Raw genomic sequence first — 12,011 nt, 5'->3', positions numbered from 1 at the left:
ACGTGTTTTAAATCGCTTAGCGAACTAGGCGCATTTCACGTTCAGCTTCAGTCAAAGAAGCAAGGAACGAATCACGTTCAAATACGCGATTCATGTATACCTTGATTTCTTTTGAACCAGGGCCAACAAGATCGATACCAAGTTGAGGCAAACGCCACAATAGTGGAGCTAGGTAACAATCGATCAAGCTGAATTCTTCGCTCATGAAGTACTCATATTCAGCAAAAATTGGCGCTAACGTCAGAAGATCATTACGCAGCTTTGTGCGTGCTTTTTCTGATTCTTCCGCATTACCTTTCATCACTTTTTCAGCGAGTGAATACCAGTTGCGTTCGATACGGTACATCATCAAGCGGCTGTTGCCACGAGCAACAGGGTAAACCGGCATTAGAGGTGGATGAGGGAAACGCTCGTCCAAGTACTCCATGATGATTTTTGAATCGTAAAGAGCTAGCTCACGGTCAACAAGAGTTGGCACTGATTTATATGGGTTTAGCTCAACAAGCTCAGCAGGAAGGTTTGCTTCGTCAACAAGCTCAACTTCAACACTTACACCTTTTTCAGCTAGTACAATGCGAACCTGATGGCTATACAAATCTGATGCACTTGAGAAAAGAGTCATCACAGAACGTTTATTGGCAGCTACAGCCATGGAGCCCTCCAGTACACTTACAAATAAAAACAATGGAGGCTAAGCCTCCATTGTACATCAATTAAAATTGGGAATTAGCACGGTATTTTAGCACAATTAATGCACATCGCGCCAATACTCTTTCTTGAGCATCACGACAACGATGGTTAGAAGCACTAAGAAGCCCATTACCCACCAGCCTAGAGCGTGACGCTCAAGCTGCACTGGGTCACCTGAATAAACTAAGAAGTTAACGAGATCGCCAACCGCTTTGTCATATTCGCCTTCACTCAGCTCACCCGTGCCATCGGTTTCAGTACCAACAACAACTTGTACTTCTTCGCCATCTACGATTTTCGTATCGTAAATAGGCGTTGGGATGCCCTGTAGCTCTTCAAGCACATGCGGCATACCAACACTCGGGAAGACGATGTTGTTCACGCCGAATGGACGAGATGGATCAACATAGAAAGAGCGTAAGTAAGTGTATAACCAATCAGCACCACGAACTCGTGCAACCAACGTAAGATCTGGTGGTGGAGCACCAAACCAGTTTGCCGCTTGCTTCGGTGGCATAGCATTGACCATTAGATCACCGATTTTCGCTTCAGGATTGAAAATCAGGTTTTCTTTCATTAAGTCTGTTGGAATTTCCAAGTCTGTTGCTACACGCTCGTAACGCTGGTATTGCGTAGAGTGACAAGCAAAACAGTAGTTCATGAATAACTTCGCGCCGTTTTGTAGCGAAGCTTTATCCGTAAGGTCAACATTCGCTTTATCCAGCGGAACATTGGCCCCAGCTGCCATCGCTAGTGATGGCAACATAGCAAATAGAATTACAATCCACTTCTTCATTTGAATGTCACCCTCTCTGGTAATGGTTTGGTTGCTTCATTTTTGCTGTAGAAGAACAGCAACACAAAGAACATGAAGTAACACAAGCTAAAGATCTGAGATAGTAGTGTGTACGTTGGTGTCGCAGGTAACGCACCTAAAATACCCAGAGCGATAAAGGCGATGGTGAACTGTACAATATTCAATAGATGAAGTTTGCTACGGTAACGGTATGAACGAACTTTACAACGATCCAACCAAGGTAGAACAAACAGCACTGCAATTGACGCGCCCATTAGGATAACACCTAATAGTTTGTCTGGAACCGCACGTAAGATTGCGTAGAACGGCGTGAAGTACCATACCGGAGCAATATGCTCTGGTGTCTTCAGTGGGTTTGCAGCTTCAAAGTTAGGCGGCTCAAGGAAGTACCCACCCATTTCTGGGTTAAAGAACAGCACGTAACAGAAGAAGAACAAGAAACCAGCAACACCGACCAAGTCCTTAACCGTGCCGTACGGATGGAAAGGAATCGAATCAATGATGTCATATTTCTTCGTGTAGTAATCGTGGAACTTGAATTGCGTTTTGTAATCGTCGCCCATTGAGCCCTTTGGCAGCTTAGTTTCGATACCATCCGGGTTGTTTGAGCCTACTTCGTGCAGCGCCAATACGTGCAGAACAACAAGAAGAAGCAAAACGATAGGCAGTGCAATAACGTGTAGTGCAAAGAAACGGTTTAGCGTTGCACCAGAGATGATGTAGTCACCACGAATCCAAAGCGTTAGGTCATCACCAATAACAGGAATAGCACCAAACAGGGAAATGATTACCTGCGCACCCCAGTATGACATCTGACCCCATGGAAGTAGGTAACCCATGAACGCTTCAGCCATGAGAACTAAGAAGATCAACATACCGAAGATCCACAACAGTTCACGAGGTTTTTGGTATGAACCGTAGATCAAACCACGGAACATGTGAAGATACACAACAACGAAAAACGCTGACGCGCCAGTGGAATGCATGTAACGCAGAAGCCAACCGTACTCTACATCACGCATAATGTATTCGATGGACGCAAATGCACCGTCGCCTGAAGGAACATAGTTCATCGTTAGCCAAATACCCGTTAGGATTTGGTTAACAAGAACCAGCATCGCCAGAGAACCGAAAAGGTACCAAAAGTTGAAGTTCTTAGGCATTGGGTATTCAGACAAATGCTTTTTATAAGCATTCATTGCAGGAATACGCTTTTCAACCCAATCTAACATTGCTTGCATTATGCATCTCCCTCATCAACACCCACAATGAGCTTGGTATCGCTCAAATACATGTGCTTAGGAACGACAAGGTTCAACGGAGCAGGTACTCCTTGGAACACTCGACCAGCCATGTCGAACTTAGAACCATGACAAGGACAGAAGAAGCCAGATCTTACGCCCTGCACCTGCTCTGAGAAAGAGTCAGGTAGATAGGTTGGTGAACAACCTAAGTGGGTACAGAAACCAACTGCGACGAAAAACTCTTCCTTAATCGAACGAAACTCATTCTGAGCGTACTCAGGCTGCTGCTCCATTTCAGATTGTGGATCGCGAAGCTTATCACCGATCGATTTTAAGTTATCCAGAACGCTTTGAGTGCGGCGAACAATCCATACAGGTTTTCCCTGCCACTCAACACGAACCAGCTGACCTGGTTCAATTTTACTTATATCCACTTCCACCGGTGCGCCCGCCGCTTTGGCTTTAGCACTCGGATTCCATGATTTGATAAAAGGCACGGCGACGGCGACTGCCCCTAACCCACCAACAACTGCCGTTGTAGCGGTTAGAAAACGCCTGCGACCGTTATTTAAAGGCGCGTTGCTCATCCAAACATTCTCCCATTTGCTCCCTTTGGATCGTTATTATTCCGCTTATAAGAGCATGGCTAACAAATAATGAATTTAGTTCTATTTATTGGAGGGAAATGATAAAGAAAACCCTACTTTTTGACAAGATAAAGCTACCTTTTTGTAACATTTGTGAGGCAAATCGCTCGCGTCGTCACAAAAGCGGCAGAATTATAAAAAATTGATGTGATTTGTAACAAGAAAGCACCACATAGAAGCCCCGCTGAAAGCGGATAAAACCTTTTATCTTGGTAGTTTTCAGTTAATTACACAGAGAAATATTTCGTATTACGCGTTCAGCTTGCTGTGTTTATATTTTCAATTTTGTAGCACGCAGAATGCTCAAAAAGGAGCGTAAGTCATTTTAAAACATGTTACAGGGAGAATAAGATACAAAGACATTCTTGCTGATGAATACATCTATGCTGCATCGCAAGAGAAAGCGTGGTGAGTCGCGATTAAATAAGGCACACATATAAAACGGCACTGGCAACCTTTCGACGAAGAGGACGAATAAGAAGGCCTACTCGGAATGTGATGATAAATGAAGACTGTTCGTTGCTTGAAGACAAGTATGATGTCTTTAAATACAAAAAAGCCCGGCATAGAGCCGAGCTTTTGGTACACAGTTTCCAGAGTAACTCTGAAAAGCATAATTCCCGATAAGAGGAAATTAACGCTTAGAGAACTGTGGACGACGACGTGCTTTACGTAGACCAACTTTCTTACGTTCAACGCAACGAGCGTCACGAGTAACGTAGCCAGCTGCGCGTAGAGCAGGACGTAGAGACTCATCGTATTCCATAAGCGCGCGAGTGATACCGTGACGGATAGCACCAGCTTGACCAGAAATACCGCCGCCTTTAACTGTTACGTAAAGGTCTAGCTTTTCAGTTAGTTCAACTAGCTCTAGAGGTTGTTGTACAACCATACGTGCTGTTGGACGACCGAAGTATTCGTCAAGGTTACGCTTGTTTACTACAATGTTACCGCTGCCTGGTTTAATGAAAACACGTGCAGCTGAGCTTTTGCGACGGCCAGTGCCGTAGTATTGATTCTCTGCCATTTTCGAAATCCCCAATTAGATGTCTAGTACTTGTGGTTGTTGAGCAACATGGTTGTGCTCAGCGCCCGCGTAAACTTTTAGCTTACGGTACATAGCACGGCCTAGAGGACCACGTGGAAGCATGCCTTTAACTGCAAGCTCAAGAGCCATCTCAGGTTTACGATCGATCAACTTTTCAAAAGTGATAGATTTTAGACCACCTGGGAATTCAGAGTGACGGTAGTACACTTTGTTCTTAGCTTTGTTACCAGTTACAGCAACTTTCTCAGCGTTGATAACGATGATGTAATCACCAGTGTCAACGTGAGGAGTGTATTCAGCTTTATGTTTGCCACGTAGGCGAGATGCAATTTCACTTGCTAGACGGCCAAGAGTTTTACCTTCAGCGTCTACAACGTACCAGTCGCGTTTTACAGTTTCTGGTTTAGCAACGAAAGTTTTCATGCTAACAATAACCCGTTAATTAAATTTTAAACTTTAAAGGAACACCCAATAGTGCTCCCACACTGTCTAAGAGCCCAGTCATCACCCCTTCGAGTCGTTGGTACTCTCGACCTTCAATTTCGAAATAACTTCGATAATCAGGTCTGCAGTAACGGTGGGTCGCAGGATTATAGAGAAGAGCGAAGAAAAAATCACCTTTTTTTGCGCCAAATCACTAATTTTTTCTTCACTTTTTTAAGAACCCATTGGATCTAGGCCAAATGTTCACGCGCGAGATACTCATGACTTTGCATCTCAGTAAGCCGAGACAAACAGCGCTTAAATTCGAACTCTAACTGCCCATCAGTATATAAGTCGGCCATTGGCACTTCAGCAGAAATAATCAACTTAACATTGCGCTCGTAAAACTCATCGACCAGCGCGATAAAGCGTCTCGCCGCATCATCGATTTTTCGGTTCATTTGTTGAACATCTGCCAGTAATACCGTGTGGTAAATACGAGACAATTCAATGTAGTCATTTTGACTGCGAGCAGTTTGACACAACTGAGGAAACGACGCATGCAGCACCCCGTCGCTTGCTTCAATCACCGCTAGTTGACGGTGGTTAACTTCGATTTGATGAGCAACAAACTGACGCTCTCCAGTCAGCTGCTGATAATATTTGTTAAGGTTTATGCTAGCCTGCTCATCAAGCGGGTAATGGTATATTTCAGCCTGTTCTAACGTTCTTAAGCGATAATCAACGCCACTATCGACATTCAACACTTCACAACGTGCCAAAATCATATCGATCGCGGGCAAAAAGCGCGCTCTTTGCAAACCGTTACGATATAAGTTCTGCGGCTCGATGTTTGAAGTCGCGACTAGGATCATCTGCCGCTTGAACATTTCTTGAAGTAACGTTGCAAGGATCATCGCATCAGTAATGTCGGAAACAAAAAATTCATCAAAGCAAACCACATCTGCTTCTTCTTTAAATTTATCCGCCACTTTTGATAGAGGATTTTCGACATCACCTAACAGCTTCAACTCATCATGTACTCGATACATAAATCGATGGAAGTGGACGCGCATTTTTCTTTGGGTCGGTAAAGCATCAAAAAATGCGTCCATAAGGTAGGTTTTACCGCGACCTACCCCACCCCAAAAGTAAAGGCCTTTTGGTGGTTCAGGCTTGTCGATTTTTTTCCCCATTAGCTTTTGCCATTTGGAAAGCTGAGGCACAGGCGCTGACTGAAATTCAACGATAGCATGGTAAAGCTTGTCTAATGCAACGACCGCTTGATACTGAGCTTCATCACGCTGAAACCCGTGTTCTGCTATGTCTTTTTGATATTGTTGTAGTGGTGTCATCGTATTAAGTCGTATAGAGGTATAGAGAAAAGGGTTACCTCGGGGTCAACTTTGAGAATAGAGAGAAGTAGTTATCAGTCCCCGAAGACATACTGCTATTTTTCTTTATCGGCTGTTCAAGCCATAGTAACATGGACGAGCACCGCGTGTAACTAAGTAGTAAAAGACTTGTTAAAACAACTATAAGGAGCAGTTATGCCTTGGATTTATGCCATTGTGGGTTTGCTGGTCGGTACAATCGTAGGCGTAGTCATTAGTAGACTAACCACCCCTGAATACAAGAAACAAAAGTCTGTGCAGAAAGAACTTGAAGCGGCCAAGTTTGAATTAGAGCAACAACGTCAAGAGCTCGTCGATCATTTTGCACAAACCGCAGAAATGTTGGACACCCTAGGTAAAGATTACACCAAGCTATACCAACATATGGCCAAGACCTCTTCTGAGCTTTTGCCAAACTTACCAGAACAAGACAACCCGTTTGATAAGAAAACGGCAATGTCGTCTGAAACCATTGCAGAAGATCAACCAGAGTTTAACGAACAACCAAAAGACTACGCTAATGGCGCCACCGGTCTTTTGAAGGATCAAGAGAAAGAAATCATTAATGCTCCCGAAGCGGTAACCGCAAAAGCATCATAATCCTCTCTTACTTCTATCTAGGGCCGATACATTTGTATCGGCCCTTTTTTGAACTTTTTCACCTCACCTTCGCTCTAACTTGGGTGTGCACTGCCTCCCCTTTTGATTGTCCGAACTAGACCCTATATTAGTTATTAACAAAGTGAACTAACCGTTCGGATATTTCTTTTTGGCAGACATGTTTCAAGAGGAGTTATTGGATGAAAAAACCACTGCTTGCGCTCACCGTTCTATCTCTGAGTTTGGGTTCGATTATTGCCCCAGTTCAAGCCACTGCCGCATTACCTTTGAATGTGGATGGCCAACAGTTACCTAGCTTGGCACCAATGCTTGAGAAGGTGACCCCAGCTGTTGTGAGTATTGCTGTAGAAGGTAAACAAGTACAAACCAGCCGCATTCCCGAGCAATTTCAATTTTTCTTTGGCCCAGACTTTCCTATGGAACAAAGGCGAGAGCGCCCGTTCAGAGGTTTAGGGTCTGGTGTCATTATTGATGCGAAGAAAGGCCATATTGTCACTAACTACCATGTGATCAAGGGCGCAGATGAGATTCGAGTTCGCCTCTTTGACGGGCGCGAGTATGACGCTACGCTCGTTGGCGGTGATGAAATGGCCGATGTTGCGTTACTTAAATTAGAGAAAGCGAAAAACTTAACGCAGATTAAAGTCGCGGATTCCGACAAACTGCGTGTCGGTGACTTTACGGTTGCGATTGGTAACCCATTTGGGCTCGGTCAAACCGTAACTTCGGGTATTGTTTCAGCCCTTGGTCGTAGTGGCTTAAACGTTGAAAACTTCGAAAACTTCATCCAAACCGATGCCGCAATTAACAGCGGTAACTCTGGTGGTGCATTGGTCAACCTTAATGGTGAGCTGATCGGTATTAATACTGCAATTTTAGGCCCTAACGGCGGTAACGTGGGTATTGGTTTTGCGATTCCATCAAACATGATGAAAAACCTCACTGATCAAATTCTAGAGTTTGGTGAAGTCAAACGCGGCATGTTGGGTGTGCAAGGTGGCGAAGTAACCTCTGAGCTAGCTGATGCATTGGGTTACGAGTCAAGTAAAGGGGCCTTTATTGGTCAAGTCGTACCGGACAGCGCAGCCGATAAAGCAGGGTTAAAAGCCGGTGACGTAATTGTATCGGTGAACGGCAAAGCGATTAATACTTTCTCAGAGCTCCGCGCAAAAGTGGCAACACTGGGCGCAGGTAAAGAAATCACATTAGGTGTGGTTCGAGATGGTAAGAATAAAACCTTTGATGTAACGCTTGGCGAATCTACGAATATGAAAGCTAAAGCGGAGACATTACATGAGGGACTCAAAGGTGCGGAATTAAGCAATACAACACCAAGTGATGTAATCCAAGGTGTTAAAGTATCGAGCGTTGCAGATAACTCTCCGGCTGCTCAATATCAATTACAACAAGGTGACATTATTATCGGTGTGAACCGTCAACGAGTGAAAAACCTTGCCGAGCTTCGTACAATCGTAGAGAAACACAAAGGTGTACTGGCTCTTAATATTCAACGTGGTGAACGTACTATTTACCTTGTCATTCGTTAACCACTTTCAAAGTGATAGAAAATAAGGTTTTCGATGCATAGTACTGAGTGATAAGGCTCGATCACTTTTCCTTATCGCTCAATAACTAATGAAAAGGGCAGCGCGATGACGTGCTGCCCTTTTGTTATTTTTCAATGTAATGCTATTCTTCATCTTCGATGCCATTTTGGCGCTCACGCATGGAGAGGATATGCTCAGCTTTTTATTACGTTCTGTCTTTTTAGGCTTGGCTACTGCCGCAGTGGTATTACTGGCGGTTCCATCTTTGCGCAACAACGTAATTCCTGCCGCGCTTGATCCTCAACCTGTTAATATCGCATCAGTCGAGTTGACGTTTAATCAAGCGGTCCGAAGAGCAGCGCCTGCAGTGGTAAACATCTACAGCCGTAAGTATGTTGAGAATGATCGCAGTAAACTCTCGACTCAAGGTCTGGGGTCAGGTGTCATTGTTAGTGAGAAAGGCTACATCATTACTAACTATCATGTGGTTGCTCAAGCTGATCAAATTGTTGTGGCATTACAAGACGGCAGAGCCGCAGCGGCTCAGCTCGTAGGGACAGATAAACGTACTGATATAGCCGTGCTGCGTGTCGAAGGTTCGAATTTGCCCGTAATCCCTCTAAACTCTAATTACAAACCACAAGTGGGCGATGTAGTACTAGCCATCGGTAACCCATACAACCTTGGACAAACCACAACGTTCGGCATTATTTCTGCCACAGGTCGTTCATCTATTAGCGATGGTCGTCAAGCATTCATTCAAACCGATGCCGCCATCAATGAAGGTAATTCTGGTGGAGCCCTAGTGAACACACAAGGCGAGCTCGTCGGCATTAACACCGCCTCTTTTCAGCAAGCGACAGACTTAGAAACTTACGGTATTTCTTTTGCGATCCCTGCGCCGCTAGCGAGTAAGATCATGCAGAAAATCATCGCTGATGGCCGCGTGATTCGTGGTTATATTGGAATCGACGGCCAAGACATTAATGCGGTCACTGCTCGCCTACTTGGAAATGAACACATAGGTGGTATTGTCGTACTTGGTATTGATCCAAATGGTCCAGCCAATGCGGCAGGCTTCCAAAAGCAGGACATCATTATCAGTATTGATGGCAATAAAGTGCAAGGGCGTCAGAGTGTTATGGATATCGTCACCGATTTACGTCCTGGCACCACCGTGGACGTCGGTATCATTCGCAAAGGAAAAGAGATGACCTTGAAAGTCACCATTGCCGAAGACAAGCAAGAAGCATAAAAAATCCCAGCCATTGGCTGGGATTTTTATTTGTGCGTTACTCGCTATCGCTCGGTGTTTCCGTCGTATCGGAATCATCTAGCTCAACTTCAATGCGAGTGACTCGCTGCAAACCTCTCGGTAGTAGCCCGCCTCGGCGACCACGTTCGCTACGGAAGTTATCAAGGTCAGACGGTTTAAGACCCAACTTTCGCTTACCCGCGTACAGCGTTAACGATGCACCTTTTGGTAAAGACATTAAGTGAGATAGTACTTCTTCTCGCTCTTTTGCTTTAGCAGCAGGAATGTTGATGATCTTATTCCCCTTACCTTTCGCCAGTTGTGGCAAGTCTTTGATTGGGAACAGCAGCATGCGACCTTGGTTAGTGATTGCTAAGATTTCATCAGAGTCTAAATCTTCAATCTCTTTTGGCGTCATGATCTCAGAGTTAGCCGGTAAAGTGACGAGCGCTTTACCACTGCGGTTTTTAGACAGTAAGTCCGCGCCTTTACATACAAAGCCGTAACCTGCATCTGAGCCCACCAGCCACAGCTGCTCTTCTTCACTCATGATGACTTGGCGAATACTGCTACCAGCCGTAATATTCAAGCGACCGGTAATCGGCTCACCTTGACTACGAGCAGAAGGCAGTGAGTGCGATTCCAGAGAGTAACTTCGACCGTCACTACCTAGGAATACCGCAGGCTGATTACTCTTACCTCGAGCATGCGCTAAATACTTATCACCCGACTTATAGTTTAAGCCTTCGGCATCCACGTCATGGCCTTTCGCGTGACGAATCCAACCTTTCTCAGAAAGCACAACCGTGATTGGCTCACTTGGTACGAGGTCACGTTCAGTCAGCGCTTTTGCTTCTGCACGCTCAACCATTGGAGAGCGACGATCATCACCGTATTTCTCTGCGTCTGCTTTGATTTCTTTTTTCAGTAGTGTGTTCAGACGACGCTCAGAACCGAGTAGCTGTTCTAGCTTCTCACGCTCTTTCTCTAGCTCGTCTTGCTCACCACGGATCTTCATCTCTTCTAGTTTTGCTAGATGACGAAGTTTGGTATCTAAAATTGCATCCGCTTGGATATCGGTAATACCAAAGCGTTCCATCAGCACCGCTTTTGGATCGTCTTCAGTACGGATGATCTCAATCACTTCATCTAGGTTGAGGTAAGCAACCAACAAACCTTCCAAGATGTGTAGACGAGCCATTACTTTGTCTAGGCGATGTTGTAGACGACGACGCACAGTCGTACGACGGAACTCGATCCACTCAGACAGAATTTGCACCAGACCTTTAACTTGAGGACGGTTATCCAAACCAATCATGTTCAAGTTAACGCGGTAACTGCGCTCAAGATCCGTTGATGCGAACAAGTGGTTCATCAACAAATCACAATCGACGCGGTTTGACTTAGGCACCACAACGATACGCGTTGGGTTCTCGTGATCCGATTCGTCACGAAGATCGTCAACCATTGGCAGCTTCTTCGCACGCATCTGGTTAGCGATTTGCTCAAGCAGTTTGGCACCCGATACTTGGTGAGGCAAAGAAGTGATAACAATATCAGAACCTTCTTTATGCCAAACCGCGCGCATTTTGATGCTGCCACGACCGTTGCGGTAAATCTTCTCGATATCCGCTTGCGGCGAGATAATTTCTGCTTCTGTTGGGTAATCCGGACCTTTGACATACTGCATCACGTCCGGCAGTTCTGCTTTCGGGTTGTCGATCAAATGAATAGTCGCATCTGCGATTTCACGAACGTTGTGCGGTGGGATGTCTGTTGCCATACCAACGGCAATGCCGGTTACACCGTTAAGCAGGATATGAGGCAGACGTGCTGGCAACATTTGTGGCTCTTTCATTGTGCCATCAAAGTTAGGTTGCCATTCAACCGTGCCCTGACCAAGTTCGCCAAGCAATACTTCAGCAAACTTAGACAGTTTTGCTTCGGTATAACGCATTGCCGCAAATGATTTCGGATCATCTGGCGCACCCCAGTTACCTTGACCATCCACTAATGGATAGCGGTAAGAGAATGGCTGAGCCATCAATACCATCGCTTCGTAACACGCTGAATCACCGTGCGGATGGTATTTACCTAGCACGTCACCAACGGTACGTGCAGATTTTTTGTATTTTGCTGATGCAGAGAGGCCAAGCTCTGACATCGCATAAATGATGCGTCGTTGAACCGGCTTTAAGCCATCACCAATGTATGGCAAGGCACGGTCCATGATTACGTACATCGAGTAGTTCAGATAAGCGTCTTCAGTGAACTTGCGCATTGGCAATTGTTCGACGCCATCGTAGGTAATTTCTGTAGACATCC

11 protein-coding genes are annotated in these 12,011 nt (G+C 45.2%); 3 read left to right on the top strand and 8 right to left on the bottom strand.

Features of this window, described 5'->3' with window-relative positions:
- Positions 1 to 16 precede the first annotated feature (16 nt).
- The 7 genes from sspA to zapE all read right to left on the bottom strand — a co-directional run bounded on the left by sspA (position 17) and on the right by zapE (position 6,224).
- Positions 17 to 652: a stringent starvation protein SspA gene (gene sspA / locus R7Z47_RS14430; protein WP_005372897.1), complete on the bottom strand. Its 636-nt coding sequence runs from the start codon at positions 650 to 652 to the stop codon at positions 17 to 19.
- Between the two features lie 96 nt (positions 653 to 748).
- On the bottom strand, positions 749 to 1,486 hold the full coding sequence (locus R7Z47_RS14425; protein ID WP_005372881.1) for a cytochrome c1: 738 nt from the start codon (positions 1,484 to 1,486) through the stop codon (positions 749 to 751).
- Positions 1,483 to 2,748 (bottom strand): cytochrome b, encoded by a 1,266-nt coding sequence (locus R7Z47_RS14420; protein ID WP_005372880.1) that lies wholly within the window; start codon positions 2,746 to 2,748, stop codon positions 1,483 to 1,485. The genes R7Z47_RS14425 and R7Z47_RS14420 overlap by 4 nt, the downstream gene beginning before the upstream one ends.
- Entirely contained in the window at positions 2,748 to 3,338 is a 591-nt protein-coding gene (gene petA / locus R7Z47_RS14415; protein WP_005372877.1) for a ubiquinol-cytochrome c reductase iron-sulfur subunit, read from the bottom strand. Before petA ends, R7Z47_RS14420 begins: the two co-directional genes overlap by 1 nt.
- Positions 3,339 to 4,032: 694 nt before the next feature.
- Positions 4,033 to 4,425 carry a 30S ribosomal protein S9 gene (rpsI, locus tag R7Z47_RS14410; RefSeq protein WP_005372876.1) on the bottom strand — a complete coding sequence of 131 codons (393 nt, stop codon included), beginning with the start codon at positions 4,423 to 4,425 and terminating at the stop codon, positions 4,033 to 4,035.
- Between the two features lie 15 nt (positions 4,426 to 4,440).
- Positions 4,441 to 4,869: a 50S ribosomal protein L13 gene (rplM, locus tag R7Z47_RS14405; protein ID WP_005372872.1), complete on the bottom strand. Its 429-nt coding sequence runs from the start codon at positions 4,867 to 4,869 to the stop codon at positions 4,441 to 4,443.
- A gap of 251 nt (positions 4,870 to 5,120) precedes the next feature.
- Positions 5,121 to 6,224 (bottom strand): cell division protein ZapE, encoded by a 1,104-nt coding sequence (zapE, locus tag R7Z47_RS14400; RefSeq protein WP_262606806.1) that lies wholly within the window; start codon positions 6,222 to 6,224, stop codon positions 5,121 to 5,123.
- Between the two features lie 195 nt (positions 6,225 to 6,419).
- Here zapE and zapG point away from each other — a divergent pair, with 195 nt between their 5' ends.
- From zapG to degS, 3 genes are all read left to right on the top strand, one after another.
- The gene (zapG, locus tag R7Z47_RS14395; protein WP_005379861.1) at positions 6,420 to 6,863 is read left to right on the top strand and encodes a Z-ring associated protein ZapG; all 444 of its coding nucleotides are present in this window, start codon (positions 6,420 to 6,422) and stop codon (positions 6,861 to 6,863) included.
- Between the two features lie 200 nt (positions 6,864 to 7,063).
- Entirely contained in the window at positions 7,064 to 8,431 is a 1,368-nt protein-coding gene (locus R7Z47_RS14390) for a Do family serine endopeptidase (RefSeq protein ID WP_025768400.1), read from the top strand.
- Positions 8,432 to 8,621: 190 nt separating this feature from the next.
- Complete coding sequence (gene degS / locus R7Z47_RS14385; protein ID WP_017633606.1) at positions 8,622 to 9,686, top strand: outer membrane-stress sensor serine endopeptidase DegS; 1,065 nt, start codon at positions 8,622 to 8,624, stop codon at positions 9,684 to 9,686.
- Positions 9,687 to 9,723: 37 nt separating this feature from the next.
- Here degS and parC read toward each other — a convergent pair whose 3' ends face one another.
- A complete protein-coding gene (gene parC / locus R7Z47_RS14380) occupies positions 9,724 to 12,009 on the bottom strand; it encodes a DNA topoisomerase IV subunit A (protein ID WP_213874548.1) in 2,286 nt (761 codons plus the stop codon).
- Positions 12,010 to 12,011: the final 2 nt, after the last annotated feature.

Source organism: Vibrio sp. 1641 (assembly GCF_033339995.1).
GTDB lineage: Bacteria > Pseudomonadota > Gammaproteobacteria > Enterobacterales > Vibrionaceae > Vibrio > Vibrio alginolyticus.
The sequence above is the reverse complement of the archived record's forward strand: the minus strand, read 5'-3'. Positions and strand labels throughout refer to the sequence as shown.